The organism is Bifidobacterium callimiconis (genome assembly GCF_003952005.1).
Lineage (GTDB): Bacteria > Actinomycetota > Actinomycetes > Actinomycetales > Bifidobacteriaceae > Galliscardovia > Galliscardovia callimiconis.
This window is the reverse complement of record NZ_QXGJ01000001.1, coordinates 118,778-134,423: the sequence shown is the minus strand read 5'-3', so window position 1 is coordinate 134,423 and position 15,646 is coordinate 118,778. Positions and strand designations below refer to the sequence as shown.

General features: G+C 64.4%; 17 protein-coding genes. 6 read left to right on the top strand and 11 right to left on the bottom strand.

Going from position 1 to position 15,646, the window contains the following annotated elements; translation table 11 throughout:
- Positions 1-26 precede the first annotated feature (26 nt).
- Positions 27-668, top strand: coding sequence for an HAD family hydrolase (locus D2E23_RS00665; RefSeq protein ID WP_126029094.1), 642 nt, complete (start codon positions 27-29; stop codon positions 666-668).
- Positions 669-830: 162 nt separating this feature from the next.
- Positions 831-1,952: a 5-methyltetrahydropteroyltriglutamate--homocysteine S-methyltransferase gene (locus D2E23_RS00660; protein WP_126029093.1), complete on the top strand. Its 1,122-nt coding sequence runs from the start codon at positions 831-833 to the stop codon at positions 1,950-1,952.
- Positions 1,953-2,016: 64 nt separating this feature from the next.
- Here D2E23_RS00660 and D2E23_RS00655 read toward each other — a convergent pair whose 3' ends face one another.
- Together D2E23_RS00655 and D2E23_RS00650 are read right to left on the bottom strand one after the other, a co-directional pair.
- Positions 2,017-4,551: an FtsX-like permease family protein gene (locus D2E23_RS00655; RefSeq protein WP_126029092.1), complete on the bottom strand. Its 2,535-nt coding sequence runs from the start codon at positions 4,549-4,551 to the stop codon at positions 2,017-2,019.
- Positions 4,548-5,309, bottom strand: a complete 762-nt coding sequence (locus D2E23_RS00650) for an ABC transporter ATP-binding protein (protein ID WP_126029091.1) — start codon at positions 5,307-5,309, stop codon at positions 4,548-4,550. The genes D2E23_RS00655 and D2E23_RS00650 overlap by 4 nt, the downstream gene beginning before the upstream one ends.
- 273 nt (positions 5,310-5,582) lie before the next feature.
- Between D2E23_RS00650 and D2E23_RS00645 the strand changes: the two genes are divergently transcribed.
- The 4 genes from D2E23_RS00645 to D2E23_RS00630 all read left to right on the top strand — a co-directional run bounded on the left by D2E23_RS00645 (position 5,583) and on the right by D2E23_RS00630 (position 8,575).
- Positions 5,583-6,761 (top strand): sensor histidine kinase, encoded by a 1,179-nt coding sequence (locus tag D2E23_RS00645; protein ID WP_164520603.1) that lies wholly within the window; start codon positions 5,583-5,585, stop codon positions 6,759-6,761.
- Positions 6,758-7,495, top strand: a complete 738-nt coding sequence (locus tag D2E23_RS00640; RefSeq protein WP_126029089.1) for a response regulator — start codon at positions 6,758-6,760, stop codon at positions 7,493-7,495. The genes D2E23_RS00645 and D2E23_RS00640 overlap by 4 nt, the downstream gene beginning before the upstream one ends.
- 89 nt (positions 7,496-7,584) lie before the next feature.
- Entirely contained in the window at positions 7,585-7,986 is a 402-nt protein-coding gene (locus D2E23_RS00635; protein WP_126029088.1) for a helix-turn-helix domain-containing protein, read from the top strand.
- A gap of 73 nt (positions 7,987-8,059) precedes the next feature.
- Positions 8,060-8,575, top strand: coding sequence for a PIN domain-containing protein (locus D2E23_RS00630; RefSeq protein WP_241227159.1), 516 nt, complete (start codon positions 8,060-8,062; stop codon positions 8,573-8,575).
- A gap of 42 nt (positions 8,576-8,617) precedes the next feature.
- Here D2E23_RS00630 and D2E23_RS00625 read toward each other — a convergent pair whose 3' ends face one another.
- The 9 genes from D2E23_RS00625 to D2E23_RS00585 form a co-directional block, all read right to left on the bottom strand.
- Entirely contained in the window at positions 8,618-9,016 is a 399-nt protein-coding gene (locus D2E23_RS00625; protein ID WP_126029086.1) for a superoxide dismutase, read from the bottom strand.
- 53 nt (positions 9,017-9,069) lie between these two features.
- On the bottom strand, positions 9,070-9,945 hold the full coding sequence (locus D2E23_RS00620) for an ABC transporter ATP-binding protein (protein WP_126029085.1): 876 nt from the start codon (positions 9,943-9,945) through the stop codon (positions 9,070-9,072).
- Positions 9,946-9,998: 53 nt separating this feature from the next.
- Entirely contained in the window at positions 9,999-10,781 is a 783-nt protein-coding gene (locus D2E23_RS00615) for a murein hydrolase transporter LrgB (protein ID WP_126029084.1), read from the bottom strand.
- On the bottom strand, positions 10,778-11,404 hold the full coding sequence (locus tag D2E23_RS00610) for a hypothetical protein (protein WP_126029083.1): 627 nt from the start codon (positions 11,402-11,404) through the stop codon (positions 10,778-10,780). The genes D2E23_RS00615 and D2E23_RS00610 overlap by 4 nt, the downstream gene beginning before the upstream one ends.
- Before the next feature lie 134 nt (positions 11,405-11,538).
- Positions 11,539-12,366, bottom strand: coding sequence for a hypothetical protein (locus tag D2E23_RS00605; protein ID WP_126029082.1), 828 nt, complete (start codon positions 12,364-12,366; stop codon positions 11,539-11,541).
- Positions 12,367-12,372: 6 nt separating this feature from the next.
- Entirely contained in the window at positions 12,373-12,951 is a 579-nt protein-coding gene (locus D2E23_RS00600) for an RNA polymerase sigma factor (protein WP_126029081.1), read from the bottom strand.
- A gap of 117 nt (positions 12,952-13,068) precedes the next feature.
- Complete coding sequence (locus D2E23_RS00595) at positions 13,069-14,082, bottom strand: VanZ family protein (protein WP_126029080.1); 1,014 nt, start codon at positions 14,080-14,082, stop codon at positions 13,069-13,071.
- A 191-nt stretch (positions 14,083-14,273) separates the two neighbouring features.
- A complete protein-coding gene (locus tag D2E23_RS00590; RefSeq protein WP_240541521.1) occupies positions 14,274-14,912 on the bottom strand; it encodes a cytochrome C oxidase subunit IV in 639 nt (212 codons plus the stop codon).
- The gene (locus D2E23_RS00585) at positions 14,909-15,646 is read right to left on the bottom strand and encodes a hypothetical protein (RefSeq protein WP_126029079.1); all 738 of its coding nucleotides are present in this window, start codon (positions 15,644-15,646) and stop codon (positions 14,909-14,911) included. Before D2E23_RS00585 ends, D2E23_RS00590 begins: the two co-directional genes overlap by 4 nt.

Below are 15,646 nucleotides of genomic sequence, written 5' to 3'. Positions count from 1 at the left end.
CCTGCCGACAGCGAAGAGGAGCCTCCATGAGCGACACGAGCACCGATTCCCCCATCACCGACGTCATCTTCGACTTCTGCGGAGTGCTGCTCGACTGGCAGTGCCGCGCATGCCTCGAAGGGCATTTCCCCCAGAAGACGGTCGACGCGATCTGCGCGGACGACGATCCGCACGGATTCTACCGGTACGAGGACCGCATGGACGCCGGCGAGGACTTCGACGACATCTACCCGGACGTGGTGCGCGAGCAGGGCGAGGAGATCGCCGGCATCTTCCGCTACTACATCGACCACTACGATGATGCGCTGCCGCGTATGCTGCCCGGCATGGAGCAGCTGCTGCGCGACCTGAAAGCGGCCGGCTACGGCGTGTGGGGCCTGACGAACTGGTCGCACGAGACGTTCCACCTCGCGTTCGAGAAGTTCCCGCAGATCGAGGAGCTGCTCGGCGGAACCGTGGTCTCCGGCGTGGAGAAGATGCACAAGCCGAACGCCGACATCTACGAGCTGGCCTTGACGCGTTTCGGCCTGAACGCCGGTTCATGCGTGTTCCTCGACGACACCAAACGCAACGTGACCGGCGCTGAGGTGGCGGGCATCCGCGCGTTCCTCTTCACCGACGCCGAACAGGCGCGCCGCGACCTCGCCTCGCTGGGCGTGAGGATCTGAGCGTCGGGGAACCGGACGAAAACCGGTGCCGGGGGACTGTCCGGGATGAGGGCAGCCTCCACGCGACACGGAAAATCGCGGTAAGGTACCAAGGTCAACGTCGTGCGCCGGCCCGGCCGGGCGCGACGGCAATGCAAGCAACCCGAGGAAACGGAGACAATCATGGCATACGCGAGCAACGCACCATTCCACGCCGACGTGGTGGGCAGCTACCTGCGCCCCGAGGCCCTCAAGCAGGCCCGCGCGGACTACGAGGCCGGCACGATCGACGCGGCGGCGCTCAAGGCCGTCGAGGACAAGGCCATCGAGAACCTGATCGCCAGGCAGAAGCAGGCCGGCCTGCACGTGATCACCGACGGCGAGTTCCGCCGCCGCTGGTGGCACTTCGACTTCATGTGGGGCTTCGCCGGCGTGGAGCACAAGGCCGCCGCCCACCGCGTCGCCTTCCACGACGAGGTGACCCCCGCCGACACCGCCGCCGTGACCGGCAGGCTCGACGGCCACAACCATCCGTTCGTCGAGCACTTCAAGTTCGTCAAGCAGTTCGAGGACGAGAACACCGTGGCCCGTCAGACCATGCCGTCGCCCGCGCAGACCCTGTTCGTGCTCACCGGCAACAAGGCCGCCTACCCGTACGACGAGTTCTACGCCACCGACGAGGAGCTGGCCGTCGACATCGTCAAGGCGTACCGTCAGACCATCGCCGAACTGTACGCGGCCGGATGCCGCAACGTCCAGTTCGACGACTGCACGTGGACCCGCCTGTGCGATCCGGCCGTGCGCGAGCGCCTGGGCTGGAGCGACGAGGACGCCGAACGCCTGCAGCAGCAGAACCTCGACATCATCAACGCGGTGATCGACGGCCAGCCCGCCGACCTGGTGATCAACACGCACGTGTGCCGCGGCAACTTCCACTCCACGTGGCTGTCCTCCGGCGGCTACGCGCCCGTGGCTGCGAACCTGTTCGGCAAGGAGAACGTGCACGCCTACTACTTGGAGTTCGACGACGACCGTTCCGGCGACTTCGCGCCGCTCGCCGAACTGTCCGACGACAAGAAGGTGGTGCTCGGCCTGATCACGTCGAAGACCCCCGAGCTTGAGGACCCGGCCGTGATCAAGGCCCGCATCGAGGAGGCCGCGCAGTATGTGCCGCTCGAGCGCCTGTGCCTGTCCACGCAGTGCGGCTTCGCGTCCACCGAGGAGGGTAACAAGCTCACCGAGGACCAGCAGTGGGCCAAGATCGCCCTCGTCAAGTCCATCGCCGACGAGGTGTGGGGCGACTGATCGCCGATTGCCAGTGATTGCCGAGGAAACCTGCCGGCCGCATGTATACGGCCGGCGGGCTTTTCTAATGCGTGAGGCCTTGTGCTGGTTGTATTCGGGTGGCGTTGCGCGCGGGGATGGCCGCGGCGAGGAACGCCGCCATGAGGATGACGGGGATGAGCACGCCGATCTGCGTCCACGGCAGCTGCGTGGTGAACTGGCCGGTCATGCCGCCGATCTGGGCTTTGATGCCGGCAACACCGAGCGGCAATCCGACAAGCAGTCCGATAAGGGTGCCGATGATGGTCAGGGTCACCGCTTCGATGGCGATTTCCGTGCGGATGACACCGCGTCTGGTGCCGAGCGCGCGTAGCATGCTGATCTCGTTGGTGCGTTCGATGACAGACAAGGCGAGCTGGTTGGCGAGTCCGGTCAGGCTGATGATGACGGTGATGGCGAGCATCGCGTAGGAGAGCATGAGCAGCATGTTGAGCACGTTGAGGATGTCGTTGCTTTCGGCGATGCCGCCTCCGACCGTGGCGTTCGGGTCGGCCACGGCCAGTCGGTTGACTTGGCCGGCGAGTTTGGCTCGGTCGATATTGGGCTTGGTCTTGAACCAGATCATGCTGGTCTTCAATGCCGGTTCGATGGCGTCGGCGTGTGGTAGTGCGGCGAGTTGGCTGTCGGTGATGATGACCGCGAGTTTCGGCGATTCGGTGAGCTGCGAGGCGTGCGCCCTGACCGTGACGGGAACACCGGCGACGGTGAACGTGAGCGTATCGCCTTCCCTGATGCCTATGGCGCTCATGTAACGCGGGTGGACGAGCGCGACCGGCAAGCCGTTCGTCTCGCCGGCGTGCCACTGGTCGTCCTTGGCGAAGACGGCGGCGGCCTTGTCGGGGATGACGTCGAGTATCCGGGGCGTGGTTTTCGCCCCGTCCGGCGTTTGATCGATGGCGATGGTGTGTATCGGGTAGGAGCCTCGCGCGTCGGTGATTTCGCTGACATGCTGCAGGACCTTGTCGGAGAGCGCATTGCCGTCCGGCGTGTAGAGGGCGGCGCTGACCGGGTAGCGGTGGTCGAGGTCGGCGTTGATAGTGGCGGTGCCGGTGGCCGCGGCCGAGGAGAGCGCGGCGATCAGGCTGATGCCGAACGCGACCGCGGTGACGGTGCCGCCCGCGCGCCGCGCGTTCGCCGTCAGACTCGCCGCGGCCAGTTTGCCCGCCAGCCCGCATACGGACAATGCCGCACCGATGGCGGGCATGAGCATCGCGACAAGTCCGGGCAGGGCGAGTACCAATCCGAGTGCCAAGGCGATTCCGCCAACCAACGCGACGGGCATGTGGAAGCCGGTCGCCCCGATCCACAGCGACGCGATGCCGGCGATCGCGCACACTGCGCCGAACACGATGCACGGAACACTGCCGTTATGCGTCCTGCCACCCGCCTTCACGTCGTTGTTTCCGCTGCCGGGCTGTGCCACTCCGTCCAATGCCTGGATGGGTGGGATGCGCGTGGCGTGGCGCACGGTCGTCCATGCGGTCGATACCGTGGCCGCAACGGTCAGCAGCAGCGTTCCCGACAGCAGGAGCGGGTTGGCGGCGAATCCGCCGAACGCTTGCCCCATCACCGTCATGGCCGCGTATCCGCCGCCCATGCCGATCAGGGCGCCGATAATCGTGCCGGCTATGGCGGTGATCAGCGCTTCGGACAGCACGAGCGAACGAATGTTCGCTCTGCGTGCTCCGATCAGGCGCAGCATGGCGATGTCCCGCGTGCGCTGCGCGATCAACGTCCGGTAGGTGCTGGAGATCACCATCATCGCGCAGAGCAGGGCGATGACGGCGAACACCGCCATGATCACGGTCAGCTGCGTGCTGCCGCCGGCCATCATTGCCGACGCCTGCCGGATCATCTCCGCGCCCGTGGCCGCCGTGACGCCATCCGCTCTGGCCGCCGCCGCAAGACGTTGGGCGACCGAATCGACGTCGGAGGGGTCGTTGAGTTTGACGAACAGTTCGCCCGGCGTCGCGTCGCCGAAGTACGTCGGGTCGGCGTAGATCGCGTAGTCGGTGCCGGTCATCGGCTTGAACCGCACATCACTGACACCGCTGACCGTCACCACATGTTTCGTCCCGTCGGATGATTTCAACGTGACCGTGCCCCCAACGTTCACGCCGAGCTTGTCGGCTGTATCCTGCGAGATGACGATCTGGTCGGCGGACCGTGGCCAGTCGCCGGCTTCCAGTCCGAACCAGCGCAGGGACGGGTCGCTGGAGACGGAATACACGTTCGCCGTGCCGCGCGCATCCGTGCCGTATGCGGTGACCGTGGCCGCATAATACGGTGCCGTCGCCTTCACCTTGTCGTTGATACGCGCCTTGGTGAGCACGTCCTCGGCCCACGAGGGCTTCAATGATTTCACGTCGGTGTCGCCGGGGTCGATGATGACGTCCACCGGCTTCAACGGCGCGGCCGTGACCGTGGCCATGCTCGCGGTGGACGTGCCTTGGAACACGACCGTGCCCGCCAGCATCGCCGCCGACAGGACCACCGCCAACAGGACGGCGAGCAGTCGGGATGGAGAATGCTTGATCTGCGCCCATGCCACCCGGATCATCGCACGCCCGCTTCCGTGTTCGCCGGTTCGGCGCTTTGCTCGAGCACTCGCACCACGTCCACCGCGGCCGGATGCGCGATGTCCGCGGCGATCAGCCCGTCGCGCACCACGAGCGCCCGGTCGGCATAGGCGGCGGCGTTCGGGTCATGCGTGACCATCACGATCGTCTGCCCACGACGCGACGCCATATCCCGCAAAATCGCCAGCAACTGGCGCGACGACTTCACATCCAGTGCGCCGGTCGGCTCGTCCGCGAACACCACCGCGGGATTCCCGGCCAGCGCGCGGGCGACCGCCACGCGCTGCCGTTGCCCACCGCTCATCTCCCGCGGCTTGTGATCAAGCCGATTCTCGATGCCCAGCTCACGCGCGATCCCCCGTATGGCCTGCCGGTCCGGATGCCTACCGCGCAGCGTGAACGGCAGCTCGATGTTCTGCTCCGCCGTCAGATACGGCAGTAGGTTGAAATCCTGAAAGATGAACCCGATCCGGTCACGCCGCAGATCGGACAGCTCGTCATCCGACAACGTCGAAATATCCGTGCCGTCGATGACCACCCGGCCGGAAGTCGGCGTATCCAAACCCGCCAGCAGATGTAGCAACGTGGTCTTGCCCGAACCGGACGGTCCCACAATCGCAGTGAACCTGCCCTTCTCGAACCGGGCCGTGATGTCCGCCACCGCAACCGTCTCGGCCACGCCGGAACCGTACGTCTTGCGCACGTCAAGCGCCTCGACCGCCGCCGGATACGCGGTCATGCCGGTGCTCGTTCCTGTTATGCCTGTCATGCCAGCCCCTTCCTGTGTTCCGCGGATGATTCGGCTGCCGGTACGTCGGATCGTCCATGCACACAATCAACCTACGGGGACGGAATCGTGCGGGGTATCGTCCGAACGGATCACGTTCCATGCGCATGGCACCGAAGTACGAGCCGTATGGTACCTGGGTATGAACTCCCGTGGGATGAGGATGCGGGAAACCATCATTGCGAATCATGGTATCGGCCAACCGGCACGGGTAACGTCGTTGGCATGAAGGTTCGTACAGAGGATGCGATCGCCCTGTTCGGCGTGCTGCTGTGCATACTGTTCGGTGCGGCGGGCATGGGCGATTGGATATGGGCGAGCGTGGCCGGCGCCTCCAGCGTGTTCATGAGACGGCGGTTCACCGTATTCGCCGTATTGACTGCCATTGTTCCCTTCGCCTACACGACAGTCTATGGTTCGTTCACGTTGATCGGCCAGCTCATGGCAGTAGTATCCGCGTTCCTGTGCGGGGCGAGTCGGGCGAAGCATTGCCGGCTGGTTGGTCTGGCGTCATGTCTGCTGCCCGTCGTCGCGTTCGGCTTGCATCTGGCGATCATCCGCTCGACGGATTGGACGATGCCCGTGGCAGGACTGTTCGCGGGCAGTCTGATGCTGGCCGCATGGCAGGCGGGCCGGCTCAACCGCGTCAAGGACATGAGACTTGAGGCGGAGGAGGAACGACGGATCATGGCCGAACGTGACAGCGACATGCGTGCGCGACTGGCCGTCTTGGAGGAACGCATGCGCATCAACCACGAGATGCACGACATCCTCGCCCACACGCTCACCGGCATCACCGTCCAGGCCGAAAGCGGCAGAACAACCACCGCCGATTCCACAGCGCGCACGGTGTTCGCGGACATCTCCCAAGCCTCACGCGAGGCCGTCGCCGATCTGCGGGCCCTGCTATCCGACAACACGAAAGAAGACCGCTTGCCGGAACCCACGCTCAACCAGTTCGACGATCTCATCGCCGGATACCGGAAGCAGGGGCTGGTCATCGACCTGCACCAGGAGTATACGCAATCGCCGTATCTGCCGACGGGACTGTCCCACGCCGTGTACCGGGTGGCCGAGGAATGTCTGACCAACGCGCTGCGCTACGCGCAACCCCGCTGCGTCGACCTGTCCCTGACCATCACCGGCGACGATATACGACTGCACTGCGAAAACCCGTATACGTCTCTCACACACACCGATGTCACCGAACGACAACGACACGGACACGGTCTTGACGGCATTCGGTGGAGGTGCGAACAATACGATGGCCGCGCCAGCGTCAGCATGACGGATGGGCTCTATTCGATTGATGCCGTCTGGCCGTTGCATCATCAGCGGGAACCGTTGGCGGCGGCATTCGGCGAGACGGCCGACGGACACAGGCAAGGAGAACGGCAACAATGACGATGACGAATATGCACGGGACACGGCCCATTCGCGTGATGCTGGTCGACAACCAGACGCTGATCCTCGACGGATTCGCACGCATCATCGACGCACAGCCCGACATGAGCGTCATCGTCACGGCCACGGACGGCGAAACCGCGATACGCACGGCCCGACAGGCCAAACCGGACGTGATCCTCATGGACGTGCGCATGCCCGGACTCGACGGCATCCAAACCACACGCACCATCATCCACGATCTGCCGGAAACACGCATCATCGGACTGACCTCATACGGCACCGACAACTACGCCATAGGCATGCTCGACGCCGGAGCCAATGGCTTCCTTCTCAAAAACACCAACGCCGAACGGTTCCTCGACGCCATACGTGCCACCGTCTCGGGCAACACCGTCATGGACACCACCACCATGAACCGCCTCAACCGGCGTCTCGCCACCGGTTCCGTCCAGACGTCGGCACCGGTGATGGTATCCGCGGACGATGGCGAAACCTCGGATGAGAGGAACGACGATCTTCCCGATTTCACCAACCGGGAGCACGACGTTCTTGCCCGCGTCGTCCAAGGCGACTCCAACGACCAGATCGCCGAGAGCCTGGGCATCAGCGTATCCACCGTCAAAACCCACATCGGCAACATCCTCAGGAAAACCGGTCAAATCAACCGCGTCCGTCTCATCGTCTGGGCCGCGCGGCATTCAACGCAGATCGGCATTCCATACGCGGCGTAACTAATCGGCTGATTGTCCGATATGTCCGATATTGCCGAAATGTCTGGTCTGGGGTAGGCTGAACATAAGGCTTCAGGAAAGGAACTGCCATGACCGCATTCAAGGCGATCCCCATTTCCCAGATCGGCAAAGGCTCCGCATACATCACCACGGGTGATGGCAGGGCGTATCCGTTGGATGCGGAGGAGCTGCGTCGCGCGTTCGCGGCCATCGTGCACGACGATTCAACCGAAATGATCACCACCGGCGAGGCCGCTCAGATTCTCGGCGTATCAGCGAAGACCGTCGCGCGCATGCTTGACGCCGGCGAGATTCCGTTCGTCCGCTACGGTGCGAAAGGCAACCGCATGGTTTCCCGAGCACAGGTCATCGCCTACCGCGACAAATCGGAATCCCACGGCCACGAGGCGTTGGAGGCCATGCGCGAGGCCGCCAGCCAAGGCGGATTGGACGACATCGACTACTCGGCCTATCTGGCTCGTCATAGCTGAAAAACGAGAGGAATTTGAGTTGGTAGTCGCTTTTCTCGACGCGAACATCTTCCCGCACACCTGGCTGACGGATGTGCTGCTCACGTTTGCCGACCATCACCTGTTCGACCCCGAATACTCTGACGACGTGCTTGAAGAAGCCCGCCGGGCATTCGTCGATGATCTCGGCAAGGACCCTGCTTGGGTTGACCGCTATCTGTCCGCCATCCGCAATATCAAGCCGTATTATCTTGTCTCCTCCATTCCGGAACTGACCGGTGAGGTCGTGTTGCCGGACGCCGGCGATCGGCATGTGGCGGCCGCCGCCCATAACGGGGATGCGGACGTGATCGTCACCTTCAATCTGAAAGACTTCCCAGCGAACCAACTCGCCAAGATCGGATTATCCGCCCGTCATCCTGACGCGTTTTTGACCGGTATCGCCGAGGCGTATCCCGAACGCGCGATCAAGGCCATGACCGAACTGGTCGCATCAAAGAAGCATCCGCCGCGCACCATGCGGGAAGAACTGGAACGGCTTGAACATTCCGGCATGCCGGGATTCGCCCATATGATGCGCAGACTGATGAACGGGCAATCTCAAATCTAAGGGTCCGGTTTTAACGCCCTCTCACCATGAGGGCTGTGCTGTTCATTTCACGTCGCAGACGGTGAAGGCGAAGCTAGTGAGGGTGCCGGTGGATTTGCCGTTGGCGAGGAGTTGGTCGATGTCGGGCAGGTCCTTGTTGTCGCTGGTCTGGTTGAGGGCGTATTGGGTGCCGTCGGGTGCGGTGAAGCGCATGACGGGGTCGCCTTTGGTGTCGTGCGTGCAGCTGACGGTGCCGTGGTCGACGGTGAGTGGCCATGTGTGGCCGAGTTGGTCGGCGCTGATGTCCTGCGGGTTGCTGGTCGCGGTGATTGTTTTGCTGCCGTCGGTCGGGTAGTTTTCGGGGTGCTTGATTCCGTCCATGCAGGCGGTCAGGCTCAGGGCCATGATGGCGGCGAGACCGGTGGCCGTGATGGTGCGGATGGCGTGTGTCGTGTTGGTCATGCTGGTTTCCTTTGTCGTGTTCGGCGGTGTTTTGGTTGCCGGTTCTCCGGCCGTCAGTGGTGGTCGGGGTGTTCCTCGATGAGGGTCATGTAGCCGTCCTCCAATGTGGGTTCCATGGGGTGCGCGTTGGCGGGCGGATTGTCGGTGATGACGCGGTAGCGTACGCCTCGTGCGGTGGTGACGGCGTTGGCGACGATCATGCCTGCGGGTGGCGGGGTGTTGGCCGGCTGGGTGAGCCAGACGCGGCCCGCGGCGTGTCCGGTGAGTTGTTCGGTCGGCCCGTCGTAGCGGATGCGGCCCTGGCGCAGGACGAACACGTATGGGCAGGTCTGTGCGATGTCGTCGAGGATGTGGGTGGACAGGATCACGGTGCGCTCGCCGCCGAGGCCGGCGAGCAGCGTGCGGAAGCGCATGCGTTCCTCGGGATCGAGTCCGGCGGTGGGTTCGTCCACGATGATGAGCCGGGGATCCGCCATGAGAGCCTGGGCGATGCCGACGCGGCGGCACATGCCGCCGGAGAAGCCGCCGATGCGCCGGTCGGCCACGTCCGTGAGTCCGACCCGGTCGATGAGCTCGCGTGCCTGGCGCATGCGCTCCCGGGTGTCGTCGATGCCTTTGAGGACGCCCACGTAGTCGAGGAATTCGAGCGGGGTGAGCTGCGGGTAGGGTTCGATGTCCTGCGGCAGGTAGCCGAGCGTGCGTTTGAGCGCGCGGCGGGTTTTCGCGTCCTTCAGATCGTGGCCGTCCATGAGCACCTGGCCCGACGTGGGGCGGATGATGCCGGCGAGGATGCGCATGAGCGTGGTCTTGCCGGCGCCGTTCGGCCCGATCAGGCCGACCATGCCGTGCGGCAGGTCGCAGGTCACGTCGTCCAGTGCGCGGGGCTTCCTCGGGAAGTCCTTGGTCAGATGGCTGATGGAGATGAACATGATGCTTTTCCTTCCCGTGTCGATGTTTCCGATGAGGGTTCCGCCGATGCTGTTCAGCGTGCCGTGCGTGGGCGTGCCGAGCACCATCCGCCCAATGCCATGAGTAGTATGGCGGCGGCGAGCTGCGCGATCAGGGATAAGGCCGCGTTGGCGGGCGTGCCGGTGACCGCGAGGATGCCTCCCGCGGCCGGGTAGACGGGTTTGAGTCCGAACCATCCGGCGCCGACGGCGTCGCCGATCACGTTGAGGATGGTGCCGTTGACGGTCGGCACGGGCAGCATCGGCGAGGAGAACACGAGCGCGAACCATGCGAGCACGCCGGCGATGCGCGCGACGATCATGGGCAGGATCGCGCCGAGCAGCGAGGACAGGCTCATCGCGGTCAGCACGGCCGGCCCGGTGATCGTAAGCCCGGCGGCCAACGCCTGCGGGACGGCCCGCCACGAGCCGTGCAGGGTCTGCGTGACGCCGGCGCAGGCCAGCAGCAGGAGCGACGGGGCGATGAGGATCAGGAACGCGCCGAGCGTGCGCGCCGCGGCCAGCACGGGCGCGGGTGTGGGCGTGGAGTCCTCCAACTGGCCGATGCCGAGCCGGTCGTGGCGCGTGTGGAAATCGGTGAACGCGGCCATGTAGGCGATCGGCATGAACATGGCCATCGTCTTGGCCATGAACGCCAGATCTCCCGCGCCGTGGTCGTGCGGACCGGCAGGGGAGATCACGCCCAGCAGGAGCGCGAACAGGGCCAATGGGACGGCCGCAGCCCATAGGGAGCGTTGCCGCCACACGATGAACAGGTGGACGCGGACCAATCGCGGGAAACCGATGCGCATGCTCATATGCTCCTCCTCGCAAGCGTCACGTTGCGTTCCTCGTCGCCCAGCAGCCGCCACGCGGCCCCGACGGCGATCACGGCGGCGGCGAGCGGTATGCCGCGCTGCGCGACCGGGTCGAGCACGTACGGGTCCCACAGGAGGGCGAGGAACATCCATACCGCGACCACCGCCATGACCGTGGCCTGTGTGGACGCGGTCATGGCGGTGGTCGCGAATCCGGCCGCCCCCACGACCAGTACCGCGCCCGTCGGCGCGATCAGACTCATCCATCCCAGGTCCTGCGGCCACAAGCCCAGCACGTGCAACGGCGCGAACATGAGCACGGCGCCGACCAGACCGGACAAGGCCGTCAGGACGAACCGCGTGGACTCAACGCGCCGCCAGCCCACGGGCGTGGACTCGCTCGCCTCGACCAGCGGGTCGCCGGTCAACGCGACCGCCACGCACACGCCCGAACCGATCACCATCAGCTGGGCGAGCCAGTTCACCACCGTCAACGTCTGCGTACGCGACCACACGCCGAACACCATGATGCCGGCGGCCGCAACAGTAATCCCGCAGACCACGGGCGCCGCCAACAATCCCGGGCCGATGCGCCTGGCCTGCGCGCGAATCATTCCCGACATGCCGTCCCTCCCTGAAGTCCGAAAGTTCGACGGCCGTTCCTTATCGTCCGTCACCAGATAGGTAGCGGTCGCCGACCGCATGGTTCACGCGACACGCCGAACGACCACCGGCCGACTCATCGACCTTGATCCGTTCAGACGGCCGCGGCCGCCACGCGCGCCTCGGACAATCGTCCAGCGAACGCCACCGCCACCGCGCACGCCAGCAGACCCGCGACGGCCAGCAGCGGCTGCCCGAATGTCCGGGTCATATCGATCCAGCCCGCGGACGGCAGGCCCATGAGCCCGAGCAGGTCCGTGCGGATCACGGCGACCAGCAGCAGGCCGACGCCGAAGCCGACGCCCGTGGAGAAACGGATCGCGAGCATCGCGCCCACGCCGGCGACCAACAGCAAAGGCGACAGCCACCCGACCAGCAGCACGCCGAACGCCCCATAGTCCTGCACGCCCATCACAACGGTCACCAACAGTCCGAACACGACGTCGCAGGCGAGTACGAACGCCAACCGGACCAGCGTGACCGCCCCCGGCCCCAACGGGGTGGCCGACGAGATCATGTCCGCGCGGGAATCACCGAACGCCATCGTCACGCTCAACAACACGCCGGCCAGCACCATCGAGCAGAACGCGCGGGACACGACCGTCACCCCCCAGCCGACCGCGAAGAACCGCGCCCCCAATCCGGCGAACGCCATCAACGCCAGCGTGGCCGGCACCACCTGCCACGGCACCACCCTCGTCTGCCGGCCCAGCAGCAGCATGAACAACCGCAGGCTACGCGCCCACGACCATGCGGGACCATCCAACGGGGACCGCGATGCGCGAATGCGCGCCATCAATGCCGTCACGGGAGGCGTTTCTCCCGAACGGGATCGTTCCACGGCGGCCAATGCCGCGAGCAGACGCTCGTCGGCCTCATCGTCCGTCAAGCGGCCGGTCGTTTCGTCGATATGATCGGTCATTAGGGTTCACCGTTCCTTTCCAGCCGCATCATTCTGGCGGTCGAGTTGCGCGCGCAGCAGACGGCGCGCACGCGAGACACGGGATTTGACCGTGCCCTCCGGCACGTCCAGCAGGCTGGCGATCTGCCGGTACGGCAGGCCATGCAGCCACGCCAACGTCGCCGTCTCCACCAGTTCGACGGGCAGACGGCGCAGCAACGACGTTAGATCGTCCATGCCCGCTTCGGACAGCACGACGGTCTCCGGGCTCGGGCCATCGTCACGCGGTTCGGGCGCGTCGTCCAACGCGGTCACGTTCGGGCGCACGCGCCGTATACGCATATAGATCTGGCGTTTCGCGATGCCCAGCAGCCATGACAGCACCTTCGCGTCACCATGGAACGCCTTCGCCGACCGCCAGCAGCCCAGCCACACGTCGGCGCACACCTCCTCGGCCGTGCCGGTATCCGGCACGCGTGCACGCACGAACGCCCGCACCGCCACAGCGTACCGTCCGTACAGGGTCTCGAAGGCGCGCTCGTCCCCGGAGGCGACCCGCGCGAGCAGATCCTCGTCGCGCGTCGCCTCCCCACCGGGCGAGGTCATGTCATCCTGCGTATGCTGCTCCTTCCACGGCACATCGTAGACGGGTATCCATCGGTTTACGTAGCGGGGAACGCGCAGACGGTTCACGGCACGGGCGCCGACACGCCCGGAGGATCGTCAGATCAGGTCGTAGGGCATGCGCCTGAACACCCTCCAGAACGCCAGAAGCGCAAGGGCGATCACGGGCTGCCACGGCATGCCGGCAAGCGTCAGACAGGCGAACGCCACGAACCGTGCCATATAGAACAGGACCCGGCGTGCGCCCGAGCGCGGGACTGTCTCGCAGGTCATATGCGTGTAGCCGCCTCCCAACGTGCGCCCGTCCCGCAGCCAGGGCACCAGCACCTCGAAGACGAACAGCATGAGCAGGAACATCAGCCCTGAGAACCCCAACCCGCCCAGCACGCGGTCGGCATCCGCACCGGGCCTGCTGCCCGAGACCAATGCGTGGGCGACGTTCGCCGCGACGGCCAGCGGCAGGGCCGCCGACATCACGAGGCCCATGTCCACGAGGAACGCGACCAGACGCCGGATCAGACCGGGACGGGTCACCGTCACCGCATTCGACTCACGCACGGGCAGGAGCCGGTCGAACACCAGCGCGCACCCGTACCCGGCCAGCGCGCCCGACGTGTTCCACGCCAGATCATCCACGTCGAACAGGCGATACGCGCACGGGAACATGCCCAGCGCTCCCGTCAGCTGCATCGTCTCCACCAGCAGCGAGACCAGGAACCCGGCGACGAGAGCCGTGGAAAACCCGCGGCGGAACACGCGCCTGACGATGAATCCGAGCGGCAGGAAGAACATGACGTTCATCACGATCTGCAACACCGCATCCAACCCGTCGGTACGGATGTCGTCAATGAACCGGAACAGGTCCAGCTGTGGCGTCAGATGGTGGGCGGCGCAGAACGCGACGGGATCGGACGGCAGCGGGTACAAGGTGAAGCACAGCAAGCCGATCGCATACAGCACCGTGCCATACGCGGACAGGACCGCCGGCAATCCAAGCCGGTTATCGCGGTGATACAGCATCGCCAGCACCGGAACGGTCAACGCCATGGACACCACCGGCCACAACGCCAACGCAAACAGGAACGGAACCGTAAACGCCGACAGAAAACCCATGATCACTCCTCATTGAAGGCTACTTGTAATAGTTGGTAGCCGTGACTTCGCGATAGGTTCACGCTAAAAATTCCCGAGGTCTCATGATGTTTCGCATGAGTGATGTTCCGGGACGTTATCAGTGCTATAGCAGCCCGTCGCGCTCGCCGATCTCGAACAATGGTTCGGCCTATTCGCTGAAGTTTCGGTAGCTAGACTCGTTTCACCGCCTTGAGCAGCAGCCATGCGCTTATCGCGGCGACGGCGATGCCGACCGGAATCACGTAACCGGCGAATCCTGCCCCGCTTAGCATCCATGTGGTCGGTATGACGGCGTGCAGGATTGGCGCGTTTTCGAACATGCCGGAACTTACCGTGAGTCCGGCGACGATGAAGAAAGCGACAACGTTCCAGGAGACAAGGGGACTGGTCCAGACCCGCAGGACGAAGCATGCCAAGGAAAGGACAACGGCGGTGAATGCGAGCATCAGGACGGTATGCGATGAAAGCGGTCGCTCATTGACGACGAATCCGACGGCAAATCCGTATATCAGGGTCAGACAGACGTTGACCGCGACGCCGAGCGACAGTGACTTCAGACTGAAGCGGAGCAGGAGCCGATCGTGGATGCTGAAGGAACGATACGAGCCGGGCACTCTCGCATGGGAGAAGACAAGACCTGCCGCGGCTATGGGAAGCGCCATCACCATCGCCGACTGCACCACCGCGCCCATGTTCCCGTAACGCAAAAAGAACAGCGGAAGAAAAAGCACGGCCATGAAGGCAAGCGTCGACCAGCGGATCAATGCCACATGTTCAATACGGAACAGGGATTTCATTTCGGATTTCATTTCTTTTCCGCTCCTTCGCGATGGAACCAGCTCAGCAGAACGTAGACGACAATATAGGCGATCCAGAGCGCCACAATCGGCACGCCCATCACGGGGTCGATAGACGATCGGCTCCCCGTTTCCGCCGGCGACATTACGGTGCCGTTCAGGTTCAGGCCGACGGTCCGTAGAGCGGCTGCAACGTAGGGTGTCGCGTAGTCGGGAAGGTCGCCCGGCAGAATAACCCATACATAGCACAGGACGCCCGAGACGATCCCGGCAATCTTGGGATCGGTAACGATCTCGATTATCGAGTAGATCAGGGCAATCAAGAAGCTTTGCAGTACAACACAACGCAAAACGATGGCCAGATTCGGGTGCATCTCGACGCCCGTCAGGATCATGATGGCGTCGAAGCATAATACGCCGAGCAGGTTCACAGCGGCCAGGACCAGAGCCCGGAATACGGTTCTGAGCGAGCTTGGCTTCCAAGCGAAATACACCCGGCGGGGCAGGCCTCCGTAGTGCGCCTTCAAGACCCTGTCATCGTATGCGAAGAGCAGCGAAAGACAGATCAGCGGCTGGGTGCCGGTGAAATAGACGCAATACCCACCGGTTATCGGGGTCCCGTTCGCCGCGCCTGAAATCCAGGCACCCAGCAGGAGGGACGCTATGGCGCCGAACACCGCGGCGAGGAAATACCACACGTTCCAGTAGTAGTCGATCAGCGTTCGAATGGGAGACGCAGTACTCAC

Coding starts and splice junctions, on each gene's coding strand:
- D2E23_RS00665 (WP_126029094.1), top strand. CDS start 27: ATGAGCGACACGAGCACCGATTCCCCCATCACCGACGTCATCTTCGAC.
- D2E23_RS00660 (WP_126029093.1), top strand. CDS start 831: ATGGCATACGCGAGCAACGCACCATTCCACGCCGACGTGGTGGGCAGC.
- D2E23_RS00655 (WP_126029092.1), bottom strand. CDS start 4,551: ATGATCCGGGTGGCATGGGCGCAGATCAAGCATTCTCCATCCCGACTG.
- D2E23_RS00650 (WP_126029091.1), bottom strand. CDS start 5,309: ATGACCGCGTATCCGGCGGCGGTCGAGGCGCTTGACGTGCGCAAGACG.
- D2E23_RS00645 (WP_164520603.1), top strand. CDS start 5,583: ATGAAGGTTCGTACAGAGGATGCGATCGCCCTGTTCGGCGTGCTGCTG.
- D2E23_RS00640 (WP_126029089.1), top strand. CDS start 6,758: ATGACGATGACGAATATGCACGGGACACGGCCCATTCGCGTGATGCTG.
- D2E23_RS00635 (WP_126029088.1), top strand. CDS start 7,585: ATGACCGCATTCAAGGCGATCCCCATTTCCCAGATCGGCAAAGGCTCC.
- D2E23_RS00625 (WP_126029086.1), bottom strand. CDS start 9,016: ATGACCAACACGACACACGCCATCCGCACCATCACGGCCACCGGTCTC.
- D2E23_RS00620 (WP_126029085.1), bottom strand. CDS start 9,945: ATGTTCATCTCCATCAGCCATCTGACCAAGGACTTCCCGAGGAAGCCC.
- D2E23_RS00615 (WP_126029084.1), bottom strand. CDS start 10,781: ATGAGCATGCGCATCGGTTTCCCGCGATTGGTCCGCGTCCACCTGTTC.
- D2E23_RS00610 (WP_126029083.1), bottom strand. CDS start 11,404: ATGTCGGGAATGATTCGCGCGCAGGCCAGGCGCATCGGCCCGGGATTG.
- D2E23_RS00605 (WP_126029082.1), bottom strand. CDS start 12,366: ATGACCGATCATATCGACGAAACGACCGGCCGCTTGACGGACGATGAG.
- D2E23_RS00600 (WP_126029081.1), bottom strand. CDS start 12,951: ATGACCTCGCCCGGTGGGGAGGCGACGCGCGACGAGGATCTGCTCGCG.
- D2E23_RS00595 (WP_126029080.1), bottom strand. CDS start 14,082: ATGGGTTTTCTGTCGGCGTTTACGGTTCCGTTCCTGTTTGCGTTGGCG.
- D2E23_RS00590 (WP_240541521.1), bottom strand. CDS start 14,912: ATGAAATCCGAAATGAAATCCCTGTTCCGTATTGAACATGTGGCATTG.